At 69.0% G+C, this 16071-nt stretch carries 12 protein-coding genes, 3 pseudogenes and 1 riboswitch; of the genes and pseudogenes, 6 read left to right on the forward strand and 9 right to left on the reverse strand.

Annotated elements, in window-relative coordinates:
- Window positions 1-36: 36 nt before the first annotated feature.
- Window positions 37-318, forward strand: coding sequence for an HPr family phosphocarrier protein (locus AB0D12_RS28685; RefSeq protein ID WP_362688811.1), 282 nt, complete (start codon window positions 37-39; stop codon window positions 316-318).
- 174 nt (window positions 319-492) lie between these two features.
- Here the strand turns inward: AB0D12_RS28685 and AB0D12_RS28690 are convergent, their stop codons facing one another.
- The 4 genes from AB0D12_RS28690 to AB0D12_RS28705 form a co-directional block, all read right to left on the reverse strand.
- Window positions 493-1170 carry a GntR family transcriptional regulator gene (locus AB0D12_RS28690; protein WP_362688814.1) on the reverse strand — a complete coding sequence of 226 codons (678 nt, stop codon included), beginning with the start codon at window positions 1168-1170 and terminating at the stop codon, window positions 493-495.
- 212 nt (window positions 1171-1382) lie between these two features.
- Window positions 1383-2153, reverse strand: coding sequence for a M23 family metallopeptidase (locus AB0D12_RS28695; protein ID WP_362688817.1), 771 nt, complete (start codon window positions 2151-2153; stop codon window positions 1383-1385).
- Window positions 2154-2165: 12 nt separating this feature from the next.
- A riboswitch (cyclic di-AMP (ydaO/yuaA leader) is annotated at window positions 2166-2328 on the reverse strand.
- A gap of 214 nt (window positions 2329-2542) precedes the next feature.
- The gene (locus AB0D12_RS28700; RefSeq protein ID WP_362688820.1) at window positions 2543-3931 is read right to left on the reverse strand and encodes a pitrilysin family protein; all 1389 of its coding nucleotides are present in this window, start codon (window positions 3929-3931) and stop codon (window positions 2543-2545) included.
- Window positions 3928-5289: a pitrilysin family protein gene (locus AB0D12_RS28705; RefSeq protein ID WP_362689027.1), complete on the reverse strand. Its 1362-nt coding sequence runs from the start codon at window positions 5287-5289 to the stop codon at window positions 3928-3930. The genes AB0D12_RS28700 and AB0D12_RS28705 overlap by 4 nt, the downstream gene beginning before the upstream one ends.
- 192 nt (window positions 5290-5481) lie before the next feature.
- Between AB0D12_RS28705 and AB0D12_RS28710 the strand changes: the two genes are divergently transcribed.
- Entirely contained in the window at window positions 5482-7932 is a 2451-nt protein-coding gene (locus tag AB0D12_RS28710; RefSeq protein WP_362688823.1) for a DNA topoisomerase IV subunit A, read from the forward strand.
- On the opposite strand, the gene AB0D12_RS28715 is transcribed toward AB0D12_RS28710, so the two are convergent.
- A complete protein-coding gene (locus tag AB0D12_RS28715; RefSeq protein ID WP_362688826.1) occupies window positions 7929-9023 on the reverse strand; it encodes a GTP-binding protein in 1095 nt (364 codons plus the stop codon). The genes AB0D12_RS28710 and AB0D12_RS28715 overlap by 4 nt on opposite strands.
- A gap of 251 nt (window positions 9024-9274) precedes the next feature.
- On the opposite strand from AB0D12_RS28715, the gene AB0D12_RS28720 reads away from it, so the two are divergent.
- Complete coding sequence (locus tag AB0D12_RS28720; RefSeq protein ID WP_327326509.1) at window positions 9275-9940, forward strand: DUF6082 family protein; 666 nt, start codon at window positions 9275-9277, stop codon at window positions 9938-9940.
- A 70-nt stretch (window positions 9941-10010) separates the two neighbouring features.
- On the forward strand, window positions 10011-10247 hold the full coding sequence (locus AB0D12_RS28725; protein WP_327326508.1) for a hypothetical protein: 237 nt from the start codon (window positions 10011-10013) through the stop codon (window positions 10245-10247).
- A gap of 69 nt (window positions 10248-10316) precedes the next feature.
- Here AB0D12_RS28725 and AB0D12_RS28730 read toward each other — a convergent pair.
- A pseudogene (locus tag AB0D12_RS28730) lies at window positions 10317-10804 on the reverse strand (discoidin domain-containing protein); the annotation flags it as partial.
- Window positions 10758-11185: pseudogene (locus AB0D12_RS28735) on the reverse strand (carbohydrate ABC transporter permease); the annotation flags it as partial. The pseudogenes AB0D12_RS28735 and AB0D12_RS28730, both read right to left, overlap by 47 nt.
- 299 nt (window positions 11186-11484) lie before the next feature.
- Between AB0D12_RS28735 and AB0D12_RS28740 the strand changes: the two are divergent.
- Both AB0D12_RS28740 and AB0D12_RS28745 read left to right on the forward strand, forming a co-directional pair.
- Window positions 11485-13128, forward strand: a complete 1644-nt coding sequence (locus tag AB0D12_RS28740) for a sensor histidine kinase (RefSeq protein ID WP_362688830.1) — start codon at window positions 11485-11487, stop codon at window positions 13126-13128.
- Between the two features lie 32 nt (window positions 13129-13160).
- Window positions 13161-13840 (forward strand): annotated as a pseudogene (locus AB0D12_RS28745) (response regulator).
- Window positions 13841-13958: 118 nt separating this feature from the next.
- Here AB0D12_RS28745 and AB0D12_RS28750 read toward each other — a convergent pair.
- The gene (locus tag AB0D12_RS28750; RefSeq protein ID WP_362688833.1) at window positions 13959-15551 is read right to left on the reverse strand and encodes a cation acetate symporter; all 1593 of its coding nucleotides are present in this window, start codon (window positions 15549-15551) and stop codon (window positions 13959-13961) included.
- Window positions 15548-16045 (reverse strand): DUF485 domain-containing protein, encoded by a 498-nt coding sequence (locus AB0D12_RS28755; protein WP_362688836.1) that lies wholly within the window; start codon window positions 16043-16045, stop codon window positions 15548-15550. The genes AB0D12_RS28750 and AB0D12_RS28755 overlap by 4 nt, the downstream gene beginning before the upstream one ends.
- Between the last annotated feature and the right edge of the window lie 26 nt (window positions 16046-16071).

The following is a 16071-nucleotide window of genomic DNA, read 5'->3' on the forward strand; positions in this document are numbered from 1 at the left end:
GGTCTAGACAACCACTGAGACTCGAAGGGCAACACCATGGCTGAGCGCCGCGTCAATGTCGGCTGGGCCGAGGGCCTTCACGCCCGCCCCGCTTCCATCTTCGTCCGTGCCGCCACGGCCGCCGGCGTCCCCGTGACGATCGCCAAGGCGGACGGCACCCCGGTCAACGCCGCCTCCATGCTCGCGGTGCTCGGCCTGGGCGCGCAGGGCGGCGAGGAGATCGTGCTCGTTTCCGAGGCGGAGGACTCCGACGCCGCGCTGGACCGTCTCGCCCGGCTCGTCGCCGAGGGTCTCGAAGAGCTTCCCGAGACCGTCTGAGCCGATCAGGCCCATTACCCACGGCAAAGCCGCGGTGTCCCGAATTCTCGGACATCGCGGCTTCGTCATTTCTGGACGCGGCTTTCCTGGACGCGACTTTCGGCCCCGGCGCTTTGTATGCGGGCAGCAGAAAAAGGCCCCGCCAATATCTACCCTTTGTATACGGTGCACCTGTTAATGGCGGGCGCTTGCGATGTTTACGGCATGTTGCGAAGTCCTCACCCGCTCGGGGCGGCGCAGCCGGTGCGCGGCGGCAGCCCGTTCGGTGTGCACGGCCGTCAGCGCCCGCGCCCGTTCCGCGTCGCCGCGCGCCACCGCGTCCACGATCGCGCCGTGCTCGATCCAGGACTCGACGGGCTTGGCGGGCTGCTCGACGGCGTACATCCAGGCGATCTTGTGCCGCAGCTGGGTGAGCAGAGCGATCAGCCCCGGACTGCCGGAGGCCTGGGCGAGCGTCTCGTGGAACCAACCACCCAGTGAACGCAGATCCTCGCCCTGACCACGGCGGGCCCGCTCCTGCCCCAGTCTGACCAGGCCACGCAGCACCTTGAGATGTGCCTCGGTGCGGCGCTGGGCGGCGCGCGCCGCACCCATGGGCTCCAGCAGCATCCGGATCTCCAGAAGGTCGGCGGCCTCCTGCTCGGTGGGCTCGGCGACACAGGCGCCGGCGTGGCGGCGGGTGGTGACGAAGCCCTCGGACTCCAGCGTGCGCAGGGCCTCGCGCACCGGGACCCGGGAGACGCCGTAGCGGCGTGCCAGCTGCTCCTCGGTGAGCCGGCTGCCGCGCTCGAATACACCGGAGACGATGTCGTCGCGGATCGCCGTGCATACCGAGTGCGCGGGAATGCGCATGACCGAACCTCCGCTTTAATCCGCGCGAAACGCAGCCGATTGACGTCTGTTCGGTGACTCTATTGCAGTGGGCGGGATTTTCCGATGGGAGACCGGAATCCATGGATATCTTTTGGCCAGAACTCCGGTGGGGCGGCAAACGCCGAAGGCCCCGGCGGTGAGCCGGGGCCTTCGGGAAGCACGCGGGACCGGGCATCGGCCCCGTCGTCGGATCAGACGTTGACGCCGTGCGCGCGCAGGTACGCGACCGGGTCCATGTCGGAGCCGTACTCGGGGCTGGTGCGGGCCTCGAAGTGGAGGTGCGGACCAGTGGTGTTGCCGGTCGAGCCGGAGTGGCCGATCTGCTCGCCCGGGGTCACCGACTGGCCTACCGAGACGCTGATGGACGAGAGGTGACCGTACTGCGTGTACGAGCCGTCGTTCATCTTGATCACAATGTTGTTGCCGTACGCGCCGCCCCAGCCGGCCTCGACGACGGTGCCGGAGCCGACCGCGTGCACGGTGGTGCCGGACGCGGCGTGGAAGTCGATCCCGGTGTGGCTGCCGGAGGACCAGATGGAGCCGCCGGTCTTGTAGCCCGTGGACACGTACGAGTGGGATATCGGCGCCACGAAGGAGTTGAGGCGCTTGCGCTCGGCCTCCCGGGCGGCGCGCTCCTTGGCCCGGCGGGCCTCCTTGGCGCGGGCCTCGGCCTTGCGCTTCGCCTCGGCCTTCGCCTCGGCCTTCGCCTCGGCCTCGGCGGCCTCCTGCTTCTGCGCGGCGGCCTGGTCGGCGATCTGCTCGGCGAGGGAGTCGGCGGCCACGATCTGGGTCAGGCCGGTGTCCTCGACGGTGGTCGCGCCGTTCTCGGCGGCGAGTGCCGGGGAAGCGAGGGTTCCGATGACGCCGGTGGTGGCGAGAGCCGCGACGCCGGCGATGTTCGCCCTCTTGCGCGTCATTCGGCTCGGGGCACGGTGCTTCCCGGTGGCACGGGTGAACGCCATGAAGTGGCTGATCCTTTCCTTCCTTCTCGCCTACCGGGTTAGCTGACGGGTTCGGAGCAGGAAGGTCTCCTACAGGCCCCTCCGCAGGTGCGAAGGCGCCCGATTCACCCCAGGGACTGAGTGGGTCCCCGGCTCCCCAGGCTCGCGCCAGACGGGGACTCGGCGATGACTGTCCGATGCCGCGGATGCGGCGGGCTACTGGCGGACAGCCGGACCGACGCTAGGCGGGCCGTCTTTCAATCGCCAAACAGACAGGCCCTTTTGTAGCGCACGCCACAGGGCAGACAGGCAACCTCTCCAACAAAACGGACATAAGACGGAACCCCGGCATCCCAAGGGATGCCGGGGTTCCGCTTGCCCGTTTTGAGTTGTCTGCCGGATATCCCCAATCAGCCTGTGACAACCGTCACTTCGCCGATGCCGAGCGCCTTGACCGGCTCCTCGATCTGCGAGGCGTCGCCGACGAGCACCGTGACAAGACGGTCCATCGGGAAGGCGCTGACAGCCGCGGCCGTCGCCTCGACGGTGCCGGTCTCGGCCAGGCGCACGTACAACTGCGCCTGGTAGTCGTCCGGGAGGAACTGCTCGACCTGGTCGGCGAGCGTGCCCGCGACGGAGGCGGCCGTCTCGAATTTCAGCGGGGCGACACCCACCAGGTTCTGCACGGCGACATCGCGCTCGGCGTCGGTCAGCCCCTCGGCCGCGAGCGTACGCAGCACCTTCCAGAGGTCGTCCAGCGCCGGTCCGGTGTTCGGGGTGTCCACGGAGCCGCTGATGGCGAGCATCGCGGCGCCCGACCCGTCGGGAGCGGAGCGCAGCACCTGGCCGAAGGCCCGTACCCCGTAGGTGTAGCCCTTCTCCTCGCGCAGCACGCGGTCAAGGCGCGAGGTGAGAGTGCCACCCAGGCAGTACGCCCCGAGCACCTGGGCCGGCCAGACGCGGTCGTGGCGGTCCGGGCCGATGCGGCCGATCAGCAGCTGCGTCTGGACGGCGCCGGGACGGTCCACGATGACCACACGGCCGGTGTCGTCGGCGGTGATCGGCGGTTTGGGACGGGGCGCGGCGCTGTCGCCCTTCCAGGTGCCGAGTGAGTCGGCGAGCACGGCGTCCAGGTCGATGTCCGTGAGGTCGCCGACGATCACCGCGGTGGCGGTGGCGGGCCGGACATGCGCCTCGTAGAAGGCCCGTACGGCCGCGGAGTCGATACGGGCGACCGTCTCCTCCGCGCCCTGCCGGGGGCGCGACATACGCAGGGAGGCCGGGAAGAGCTCCTTGGAGAGCTCCTTGGCCGCACGGCGGGCCGGGTTGGCCGTCTCGTGCGGGATCTCGTCCAGCCGGTTGCGTACCAGCCGCTCCACCTCGTTGTCGGCGAAGGCCGGCGCACGCAGCGCCTCGGCGAGCAGGCCGAGCGCCTTCGGCAGCCGGGAGACCGGGACCTCCAGGGAGACGCGGAGACCCGGGTGGTCGGCGTGCGCGTCGAGGGTGGCGCCGCAGCGCTCCAGCTCGGCGGCGAACTCCTCGGCGGTGTGCTTGTCGGTGCCTTCCGACAGAGCGCGCGCCATGATCGTGGCAACGCCGTCGAGGCCCTCCGGCTCGGCGTCCAGCGGGGCGTCGAGGCAGATCTCGACGGCCGCCACCTGCTGGCCCGGGCGATGGCAGCGCAGCACGGTGAGGCCGTTGTCCAGCGTGCCGCGCTCGGGGGCCGGGAACGCCCAGGGGCGGGCGGCGCCGGCCTTCGGCTGCGGGTGGAACTCCATGGTCACGGCAGCGTCGCTCACTGGTCCGCCCCTTCGCGCTCGTCGTTCTCGTCGCTGTCGCTGTCGCCGTTGTCCGCGGAGAGGGGCTCGTAGACCAGCACCGCCCTGTTGTCCGGGCGCAGCCGGGCCTTGGCGACCGCCTGTACCTCTGCGGCGGTGACGTCCAGCACCCGCTGCACGGCGGTCAGTGCCAGCTGCGGGTCGCCGAACAGCACGGCGTACCGGCACAGTTCGTCGGCGCGGCCGGCGACAGTGCCGAGCCGGTCCAGCCACTCGCGCTCCAACTGGGCCTGCGCCCGCTCCATCTCCTCGGGCGTGGGGCCCTCCGCGGCGAACCGCGCCAGCTCCTCGTCGACCGCAGCCTCGATCTGCGGCACCTCGACACCGCCGGAGGTCTTGACGTCCAGCCAGCCCAGCGAAGGGGCGCCGGCCAGCCGCAGCAGACCGAAGCCGGCCGCGACGGCCGTCTGGTCACGGCGCACCAGGCGGTTGTGCAGCCGCGAGGACTCACCGCCGCCGAGGACGGTGAGCGCCAGGTCGGCGGCGTCGCTCTCGCGCGTGCCGTCGTGCGGCAGGCGGTAGGCGGCCATCAGCGCCCGGGCCGGGACCTCCTCGACGATCTCCTCGCGCAACTGCTCGCCGGTGATCTCCGGGAGGGAGCCGTCGCGCGGCGGCTGCTTGCCCTCGTGGGACGGGATGGAGCCGAAGTACGTCTCGATCCAGGCGAGCGTCTGCTCCGGGTCGATGTCGCCGACGACCGACAGCACGGCGTTGTTCGGCGCGTAGTACGTACGGAAGAACGTGCGCGCGTCCTCGAGGGTCGCGGCGTCGAGATCGGCCATCGAGCCGATCGGCGTGTGGTGGTACGGGTGGCCCTCCGGGTAGGCCAGAGCCGTCAGCCGCTCGAAGGCCGTGCCGTACGGGACATTGTCGTACCGCTGGCGGCGCTCGTTCTTGACGACGTCACGCTGATTCTCCATCGACTCGTCGTCGAGAGCCGCGAGCAGCGAGCCCATGCGGTCGGCTTCCAGCCACAGGGCGAGCTCCAGTTGGTGCGTGGGCATCGTCTCGAAGTAGTTGGTGCGCTCGAAGCTGGTGGTGCCGTTCAGCGAGCCGCCGGCTCCCTGAACCAGCTCGAAATGGCCGTTCCCCTTGACCTGGCCCGAGCCCTGGAACATCAGATGCTCGAAAAGGTGAGCAAGGCCGGTACGGCCCTTGACCTCGTGGCGCGAACCTACGTCGTACCAGAGGCAGACCGCGGCGACCGGGGTCAGGTGGTCCTCGGAGAGCACCACGCGCAGGCCGTTGGCCAGGCGGTGCTCGGTCGCTGTCAGGCCGCCGGAACCGGCCTGCGCTGTGGCCGTGTGACCCATGGGCATGTACGTCCCTTCGATCGCGATATGGAGAAGTCCTGCCACTGTATGCAAGCGATCTGACACCTGGCGAAGTTCCCGGCCGAGAACGGCCCAACGACGGGTCGAGGTCGGCGTTGTCAGAGGCTCGGTCCACAATGGTCCGCGTCAGAACCTGAGTACTGCCCCGCACAAGAGCGAGAAGGAGCCGCAGCCGCGATGGCCCGCCGCAGCACGAAGACCCCGCCGCCGGACGACTTCGAGGAGAAGATCCTCGATATCGACGTCGTCGACGAAATGCAGGGCTCCTTCCTCGAGTACGCGTACTCGGTGATCTACTCCCGGGCCCTGCCGGACGCCCGCGACGGTATGAAGCCGGTGCACCGCCGCATCGTCTACCAGATGAACGAGATGGGCCTGCGCCCCGACCGCGGCTATGTGAAGTGCGCCCGCGTGGTCGGCGAGGTCATGGGTAAGCTGCACCCGCACGGCGACGCGTCGATCTACGACGCCCTGGTGCGGATGGCGCAGCCGTTCACGATGCGCCTGCCGCTGGTCGACGGCCACGGCAACTTCGGCTCCCTCGGCAACGACGACCCGCCGGCCGCCATGCGGTACACCGAGTGCCGGATGGCGGATGCCACCAGCCTGATGACGGAGTCGATCGACGAGGACACCGTCGACTTCCAGTCGAACTACGACGGCCAGGAGCGGGAGCCGGTCGCACTCCCCGCCGCCTATCCGAACCTGCTGGTCAACGGTTCGACCGGGATCGCCGTCGGCATGGCGACGAACATGCCGCCGCACAATCTGGGCGAGGTCATCGCCGCCGCCCGGCATCTGATCAAGCACCCGGGCGCGGACCTCGACACGCTGATGCGTTTCGTCCCCGGGCCCGACCTGCCCACCGGCGGCCGGATCGTGGGCCTGAACGGCATCAAGGACGCGTACGAGACCGGCCGCGGCACCTTCAAGATCCGCGCGACGGCCTCCGTGGAGGACGTCACGGCGCGCCGCAAGGGCCTGGTGATCACCGAACTGCCCTTCACGGTCGGCCCGGAGAAGGTGATCGCGAAGATCAAGGACCTGGTCTCGGCGAAGAAGCTCCAGGGCATCGCGGACGTCAAGGACCTCACCGACCGGCAGCACGGTCTGCGGCTGGTCATCGAGGTCAAGAACGGCTTCATCCCCGAGGCCGTGCTGGAGCAGCTCTACAAGCTGACGCCGATGGAGGAGTCCTTCGGCATCAACAATGTGGCGCTGGTGGACGGGCAGCCGCTCACCCTGGGGCTCAAGGAGCTGCTCGAGGTCTATCTCGATCACCGCTTCGAGGTCGTGCGGCGGCGCAGCGAGTTCCGGCGGGCCAAGCGGCGCGACCGGTTGCACCTGGTCGCGGGCCTGCTTGTCGCGCTTCTCGACATCGACGAGGTCATCCGGCTCATCCGGTCGAGTGACAATTCCGCGCAGGCGAAGGAGCGGCTGATCGAGCGCTTCTCGCTCAGCGAAATCCAGACTCAGTACATTCTGGACACTCCGCTCCGCCGGCTGACCAGGTTCGACCGGATCGAGCTGGAGAGCGAGCGAGACCGGCTCAACGGCGAGATCGACGAGCTGACCAGGATCCTCGACTCGGACGCCGAGCTGCGCAAGCTGGTCTCGACCGAACTGGCCGCGGTGGCCAAGAAGTTCGGCACCGAGCGGCGCACGGTGCTGCTGGAGTCGGCGGGTACACCGCTCGCTGCGGTGGCGCTGGAGGTCGCGGACGACCCGTGCCGGGTGCTGCTGTCCTCGACCGGTCTGCTGGCCCGCACCGCCAATGGCGAGCCCCTGGCGCACGAGGGCGGAAAGCGCGCCAAGCACGATGTGATCGTTTCGGCGGTGCCGGCGACACAGCGCGGCGATGTGGGCGCTGTGACCTCAGCCGGGCGGCTGCTGCGGCTCGCGGTGATCGACCTTCCGCAGATTCCGGACACTGTGTCCTCGCCCAATCTGTCGGGCGGTGCGCCGGTCTCGGAGTTCCTGTCGCTGGAGGAGGACGAGACGGTCATCTGCCTCACCACGCTCGACGAGTCCTCGCCGGGCCTCGCGGTCGGCACGTTGCAGGGTGTCGTCAAGCGCGTCGTCCCCGACTACCCGGCGAACAAGGACGAGTTGGAGGTCATCACCCTCAAGGAAGGTGACCGGATCGTCGGCGGGACCGAGCTGCGTACGGGCGAGGAGGACCTGGTCTTCATCACCTCCGACGCCCAGCTGCTGCGCTACCAGGCCTCGCAGGTGCGGCCGCAGGGCCGGGCGGCCGGCGGCATGGCCGGCATCAAGCTGGCGGACGGCGCCGAGGTGCTCTCGTTCACGGCGGTCGACCCGGCCGGCGACGCGGTGGTCTTCACCATCGCGGGCTCGCACGGCACGCTGGACGACTCGGTGACGACGTGGAAGCTCACCCCCTTCGACCAGTACCCGCGCAAGGGGCGGGCCACGGGCGGCGTGCGCTGCCAGCGCTTCCTCAAGGGCGAGGATGTGCTGGTGCTGGCCTGGGCGGGCGCGGCACCGGCCCGTGCGGCGCAGAAGAACGGCGCACCGGCCGAGCTCCCGGAGCTGGACCCGCGGCGTGACGGCTCGGGTACGCCGGTGACGTCGGCGGTCGCGGTGCTGGCGGGCCCGTTGAGCTAGTCGAGCTGCTGGAGCGCGGTCTCCGCCGGCTCCGCTGTCTCATCCGGTTCGGCCGGTACGTACCGCAGGACGCCCCATATGCTCCGCTCGTCGGGGGCGTCCTGCGGACCGGTCTGCGCGCAGGACTCCAGCTGCTTGCGCAGCGCCCCGGCGTCGACGCCCGAGCCGATCAGCACGAGCTGCGTCAGCCGCTCCTCGCCGGGCGCCCAGCGTGACGGGTAGAACCGCAGAAACCGGCCGACGGCATGGACGGCGTACCGGTTGTCCGGGTCGGCGGTCCCGAAGTCGACGAATCCCTTGATCCGGTAGAGCACTTCGGGCCTGGAGTCGAGGAACTCCATGAACCGGCGCGGATGCATGGGCGCGTCCGCCGTGAAGGCGAGGCTCTCGTACGCGGTGTGCAGATGGTTCGTATGGCCCTGGTCGTGGTCGTACTCGTCCGCGTACAGGTCCTCGAAGGACAGCTGGCGTACCTTCTCCTGCCGCTCCGGCCGCACCGCGGGATCGAAGAGCATCTGCGGGTCGACCCGCCCGTGTTCCACGGTGATCGCGGGCGTGCCCGCACCGAGCTCGCCGAGCGTCCCGAGCACTCGTCCCAGTGCGTCCGGCTCCACCCGGTCCGCCTTGTTCAGAACGACGAGATCCGCGATCGCGAGATGCCGGTCGATCTCGGGGTGTCGCGCCCGGGTCGCGTCGAACTCGGCCGCGTCGACGACCTCGACCAGTCCCCCGTACACGATGCGCGGATTGTCGCTGGCCAGCAGCATCCGTACGAGCTCCTGCGGCTCGGCAAGCCCACTGGCCTCGATGACGATGACGTCGATACGCGCGGCGGGCCGGGTGAGTTTCTCCAGATAGTTGTCCAGCTCACTCGCGTCGACGGCACAGCACAGACAGCCGTTTCCGAGGGACACGGTGGAGCCGACCTGCCCTGCGACGGTCATGGCGTCGATCTCGATGGAGCCGAAGTCATTGACGACGACACCGATGCGGGTGCCGCCGTTGCGACGGAGCAGGTGGTTGAGGAGGGTGGTCTTGCCGGATCCCAGAAAGCCCGCGAGGACGACGACGGGGATCTGCGGCTTGCTCAAGGGGGCACCTCGGGGGGTTCTCGACTGCGGCGGGGGCTCCCCAGGATATGGGCGCGGCGCGAAGTGAACGGTTGTTAGCGGCGCGCAGCGGGCACACATGGGACACGGCCCACGGATATACGCCACCGCGTTCCCTCTGTGCGCCGTTTTCTCCGCCTCCCGGCCGATCAGAGCCGCTCGGCACTCTGGGAGTCGGTACACGCAGTCACCGGCCTCCACATCGGCCGGTCGCCTGTGAATCGGGGGTTGACATGAGCACACAGGGGAACGGCAACCGGGGTGTCATCGCCGGTGTCGCGGTTGTCTTCCTGAGCGCATTGGCGGTCATCGGACTGGTCGCTGCGCTCAGCCTCGCCATCAGCGCCACGATGAAGGAACTCGCGCCCGACACGGACGTCTCTGCCGCCAATGCGGTTTTCTCCGGTCTGGCCTTCGGCGCGGTGATCGTCGCCCTGGTGATTCAGCACCAGCAAATGCACCGCCAGAACAGCAACCTGAGCACCCAGCTGGAGCACATGGAGCAGGCAAACAGTTTCCAGCGCCGCGCCGACATCACCAACCAGCAGCGACTCCATTTCGAGCTGCTGAGCAAGGCGATGGACGATCCGGACCTGGCCGCTGTTCTGGACACCTACGACGCCGCGTTATCGCCGGTGAAGCAGCGCCAGTTCCTCTACGCCAATGCCCTGTACCAGCACGTTCTGCACGCCTACCGGATCGGGGCGGCAAGCGAGGACGACGTCCGAGGACACCTTCGAGTGATTTGCCGGAACCCCATCTTCCGCGAGTTCTGGGCTGCTACAAGGGACCATCGCGCCAGCGTGAGTTACGAATCGCAGGAGGCCTACCTGGGGCGGCTGGTCGATCGCCTCATCAACCGTCAGGGGGATGACGGCCGTGGCTGGTGGGCCGACTGACGCTGCGTGTGTGATCTTGACTTAGCACGGCGATTCATCGCACCCCTACCACCCTCCGAGGATCCCCCAATTGAAGATCGTGCGCCGGATCGGAGCATCTCCCCGTCAGCGCGGAAGCATGTCAGGACAAACATGCCCGGACATCTTCGAGCTGAGTGACGGCAACTTCGCCGTCATCGGCACAGACGCCACGGAGGTGCTCGACCATGAGCTCCCCTCCGACGCAGGACGCGCCGACTACGAGCGGATCGTGATCATCAGTCGCGACACGCTCATCAGAGCGAAGGCAGACATCCCGGACGCTTGATCGGCGCAGGGACCCACACGTGCTCGGCGCCCACAGGTGCCGAGCACGTTGTCGTTCACGGTCTGCCTGTCAGGAGCGGTAGGCCTCCTTTTCACTGAACTGCGCCGCCGGCCAGCCGGTGTTGGCCGTGACCGGGAGCCGCAGATGGCGCGTCGTGGTGCCGGCGGGCAGCGGGACGGTGACCGTGTTGCCGCTCGCCGGGTCGAAGCGGTAGCCCTTCGCGGCCACCGGTGTGGAGTAGGACGAGCCGTTGACGCTGCCCAGTACGGACAGGGTCTGGGTACGCGCCTGCCAGACCTCGGGCGGCGGCAGTTTCAGCACCAGGCGGGTCACCCCCGTGGCCACGCCGAGGTCGACCGTCAGCGACTGCGGGAAGGCGTTGTTGGTGCTCTCCCAGTACGAGTTGGCGTCACCGTCGACCGCCTTGCCCGGGGTGTAGACGCCGACCGAGCCGGTCGCACCGGCCGGGCGGCCCTTGGCGAGGTTACGGCCGGGGTCGGGCGGCGGGGTGGACGCGGCATCCAGGAGCTCGTGCGGGATCGAGTCGAAGAACCGCTTCAGCAGAAAGATGTTGAAGGCGTTGGTGACGGACGGAAGCCAGATCGCCCAGGGCGAGTTGAGCAGATTGCGCTCCACTATCGGCACATCGAGCACCGTCAGATACTGCGGTACGACGAGGACAGTGGCAGGGATCATCAGCGTGTCCAGCATCATCGCCAGGATGACCTTGCCGAAAAGCGGGCCGGAGCCGGGAGAGCGAGTAGGCCGCGGCGACATCGAGGACCAGCTGGGGACAAGCGCGCCGAAGGGGTAGTAGAGGGTGTTGAACAGCAGCGGGCCAGGTCCATCACGTCCCAGGCCCGGGAGTAGTTCTCGGGGTGGAGCGCCTGGGGCACGAGGGTCGGCGGCGTCTGGACGACCTCCTGGGTGGTCTTGAGATCTTGAAGGTGGAGGTCATGTTCTCGAGCGTTGCGGTCTCATACGTCCCCGATCCGCACTGCACGATGGAGTCTTTTGCGTTTGGCGGTCAGAGAGCTGCAGAGATACGCCAAGCCGTCTACGGCCATGACCGCGTCAAATTCGCTGCCTCCGCTCGCCCGGAACCCTGGAATCCGGCTGCACCAGCGACTTCATTGCCCGCTTGCATGAAAACGTAAGTCGGCCGCAAAATACGCAAACCATTTACACGGAGCTGGAGATTTCAGAAAGAACGTTCGGCCCTCTACCGTTCCTAGGCATGAGTCCCGTACCGACCGCTCCCGCCCGGCGCCGGCGGTTCGGCTGGCCGCAGCGGGTCTTCTCCCAGGTCCTGCTGATGCAGCTGGCCATCGCCACCGGTGTCACTGTGCTGGCCACCGGCCTCTTCCTCGCCCCACTCAGCGCACAGCTCGACGATCAGGCGATGCGCCGGGCGCTCGCCATCGCCCAGACCACCGCTTCCCCGGAAGTCGCCGACGAGCTGCTCGGCTCACGGCCGACGGCCGGTGGTCCGGTTCAGGCCAAGGCCGAGCGGATACGACAGGCGACCGGCGCCGAGTATGTCGTGATCATGGACAGGCGTGGCGTGCGCTGGTCCCACACCGCCCCCGAGCAGATCGGCCGGGTCGTCTCCACCGATCCCAGCGACGCCCTCGCGGGCAACGAGGTGCTGGAGATCGACAGCGGAACGCTCGGCCGATCCGCCCGCGGGAAGGTGCCGCTGCGAGACAGAAGCGGCACGATCGTCGGCGCGGTGTCGGTCGGTATCGAGTACGACAGCGTGCGCGCCAGGCTGCTGGCGGCGATCCCGGGACTGCTCGCATATGCCGGCGGGGCCCTGGCCGTCGGAGCCCTGGCCGCCTATCTGATCTCCCGCAGGCTCCAGCGGCAGACCCACGACCTGGCCTTCTCCGATATCTCCGCTCTGCTGGCGGAGCGCGAGGCGATGCTGCACGGCATCCGGGAAGGAGTCGTGGCGCTCGACGCCACGGGCAGGATCCGGCTGATGAACGATGAGGCACAGCGGCTGCTCGGCCTGGGCGACGAGGCGATGGGGCTGCCGCTCGACGAGGTCCTCGGCGACGGCCGCACCACCGATGTACTGGCGGGCCGGGTCACCGGCGAGGACCTGCTGACCGTGCAGGGCAGCCGGGTGCTGATCGCCAACCGGATGCCGACCGACGACGGCGGTGCCGTCGCCACCCTGCGCGACCGCACCGAGCTGGAGCAGCTGGGCCGCGAGCTGGACTCCACCCGCGGCCTGATCGACGCCCTGCGGGCGCAGGACCATGAGCACGCCAACCGGATGCACACCCTGCTCGGGCTCCTCGAGCTGGAGATGCACGAGGACGCGGTGGAGTTCGTCACCGAGGTGGTCGGGGTGCACCGGGCCACCGCGGAGCAGATCACCGAAAAAATCCACGACCCGCTGCTCGCCGCGCTGCTGGTGGGCAAGGCGACGGTGGCGGCGGAGCGGGGCGTATCGCTGCGTATCGCGCCCGGCACGCTGCTGCCGGACCGGCTGGTGGACCCGCGCGGTCTGGTGACGGTCGTCGGCAATCTCGTGGACAACGCTCTGGACGCGGCCGTCGGCTCGGACGACCCGCGGATCGAGATCGAGCTTCGTACGGAGGGCCGTACGGCCGTGCTGCGGATCGCGGACAGCGGTCCCGGAGTCCCGCCCGAGCAGCAAGAGTTGATCTTCACTGAGGGCTGGTCCACCAAGGAACTTCCGGTCCACGGCAAGCGCGGCCTCGGGCTGGCGATGGTGCGCAGGCTCGCGGAGCGGCAGGGCGGCAGCGCGCGAGTACGCGACGCGGCGGGCGGGGGCGCCGAATTCACCGTCGTACTCCCGGAGGCGCTGACCGAGCCGGGGCTGGCTACCGCCGAGGGGGCGCGATGACCGAGGGACGTGCCGAACAGGCGGCCAAGGACCTGATCGACGTACTGGTGGTGGACGACGAGTCCGGGTCGCGGAGATCAACGCGGCCTATGTGTCCAAAGTGCCGGGCTTCCGGGTCTCCGCGACGGCGCACTCGGCCGCCGAGGCGCTCGCCCGGATCGCCGACAGGCCGGTGGATCTGATCCTGCTCGACCACTATCTGCCGGACGGGAACGGTCTTGCGGTCGTACGGGAGCTGCGTCGGCTCGGCCATCAGACCGACGTGATCATGGTGACAGCGGCGCGTGATGTCGCCACCGTTCAGGCGGCGATGCGCCATGGCGCGCTGCAGTATCTGGTGAAACCGTTCAACTTCGCTGGTCTGCGTGCCAAGTTGGAGGCGTATTCCATGCTGCGCCGCACTCTGGAGGGCGGTGGCGAGGCGGAACAGGCGGAGGTGGACCGTATGTTCGGGGCCCTGTCGGCCGGATCCGTCGCGCCCGACCTGCCCAAGGGCCACTCGCCGACCACCGCCGAGCTGGTACGCCAGGTGCTGCTGGCCGCCGAGGGGCCGCTCTCCACCCAGGAGATCGCAGAACGGGCGGGCGTGAGCCGGCAGACCGCGCAGCGCTATCTGAAGCTGCTGGAGCGGACAAGCAGGGTGCGGCTCAGTCTCAAGTACGGCGAGACCGGCCGTCCGGAGCACCGGTACGTGTGGTCCTCGCGCGCCTGATTGTTGAGCCACGGCGGCCCGCAACATCAAGCCCGTCCGGGCCAGCTTTCAAGCCCGCCCAGCCGCCTTCAGGCCCGTACGGCGATTGACGACAAAACGGCCCCAGGCGTACCCGGGCTCACACCGCTCCCGCACCTGTCAGCGCCCGCACCTCCGTCTCCGCGTGCTTCGCCCCGTCCGGCTGCTCCGCCGAGGTCGCGGTGCCGATCCAGCCCGCCAGGAAACCCAGCGGAATGGAGACCAGGCCGGGGTTCTGCAGCGGGAAGACATGAAAGTCCACACCTGGGAACAGCGCCTCCGGGCTGCCCGAGACGACCGGCGAAAGCACCACCAGGAGCAGGGCCGGGACCAGCCCTCCGTACACCGACCAGACCGCCCCACGCGTGGTGAAGTTCCGCCAGAACAGCGAGTAGAGCAGTACCGGCAGATTGGCGGAGGCGGCGACCGCGAAGGCCAGGCCCACCAGGAACGCGACGTTCAGGTCCCGGGCGAGCAGGCCGAGCGCGATGGCGGCCACGCCGATGCCGGCCGCGGCGAGACGGGCGACCGCTACCTCACTGTGCTGTCTGGCGTGGCGTCGGCGGAGCGAGGCGTACAGATCGTGGGCGACGGAGGCGGAGGAGGCGAGGGTGATTCCGGCGACGACGGCAAGGATCGTCGCGAAGGCCACGGCCGCGACCACCGCGAAGAGAACGGTGCCACCCGTGGATCCCGCTCCTCCGCCGAGGTCCAGCGCGAGCAGCGGAACCGCGGTGTTCCCTGCGGCGTTCGACTTCCGCACCTCGTCGGTGCCGACCACCGCAGCCGCACCGAAGCCGAGCACGATCGTCATCAGATAGAAGCTGCCGATGAGACCGATCGACCAGATGACCGAGCGGCGGGCGGCCCGCGCGGTCGGCACGGTGTAGAAGCGGGACAGGATGTGCGGCAGGCCGGCCGTGCCCAGAACCAGCGCCAGTCCGAGGCTGATGAAGTCGAGGCGCGCGGTCCAGTCCCCGCCGTACTTGAGGCCGGGCGAGAGGAAGTCCTTGCCGTGGCCGCTGCGTTCGGCTGCGGTGTTGAGCAGTTGGTTGAAGTCGCCGTGGAAGCGCGTCAGTACGAGCACGGTCATCACGATCGCGCCCGCCATCAGCAGCACGGCCTTCACGATCTGGATCCAGGTGGTGGCTCGCATCCCTCCCAACGACACATAGATCACCATTAGGGCACCCACGCCGATCACGGTCCACGAGCGCGCGGCCTCGCTCGTACCACCGAGCAGCAGCGCGACCAGGCTCCCGGCTCCCACCATCTGCGCCACCAGATAGAGAACGGACACGGTGACCGAAGAAGTTCCCGCGGCGATACGGACAGGCCGCTCTCTCATCCTCGAGGCAACGACATCGGCGAGGGTGAACCGACCGCAGTTGCGCACGAGTTCGGCAACGAGGAACAGAACCACCAGCCAGGCGACCAGGAAGCCCACGGAATAGAGCATCCCGTCGTAGCCGAACAGGGCGATGAGGCCGGAGATTCCGAGGAAGGATGCGGCGGACATGTAGTCGCCGGCGATGGCGAACCCGTTCTCCATGGGGGAGAAGAGCCGCCCGCCGACGTAGAACTCCTCTGCCGAGCCACGCCTGTTGTGGCCCACCCAGCTGGTGATGCCGAGAGTGACCGCGATGAACGCGCTGAACAGCAGCAGCGTCAGGGTCTGGTGGTCGTCGCTCAACGCTCGGTCCCTCGTGCCGTCTCCTGTGCCCTCGTCTGGTCATACACGGTCCAGCGCAGATCCAGGGCCGCGCGGTCCCTTCGCAGCCGGGCATGGCGTGCGTACGCCCAGGTCAGCAGGAAGGTGGTGAGGAACTGTCCGAGGCCCGCGACCATCGCCACGTTCACCGCTCCCGCCACCGGCCGGGCCATCAGGCCGGGAGCGGCGGTCGCCGCGACGACATACGCCAAGTACCAGACGAGGAAGGCGAGAACGGCGGGGCCGACGAACCTCCGGTAGCGGCTGCGCACCTCCTGGAAGGCGGCGCTGCGCTGCACTTCCAGATAGATGTCGGCCGCGCCCGGTCCGGCATTCTCCCGGTTCGCGCGCGGGTCCGGCACGACGGGCGTGGGGGCGCCCGTGCCGTCCAGCTCGCCCCAGCCGGAGGCCAGCGCGTCGTACCACGGGTCGTCGAGCCGCACCGCAGCGGCGTCCCGCCCTTCCTGCTTCTCCACCGATCAGCTCTCCTTGTCAGCGAACC

This window comes from Streptomyces sp. NPDC048479 (genome assembly GCF_040651435.1).
Classification (GTDB): domain Bacteria; phylum Actinomycetota; class Actinomycetes; order Streptomycetales; family Streptomycetaceae; genus Streptomyces.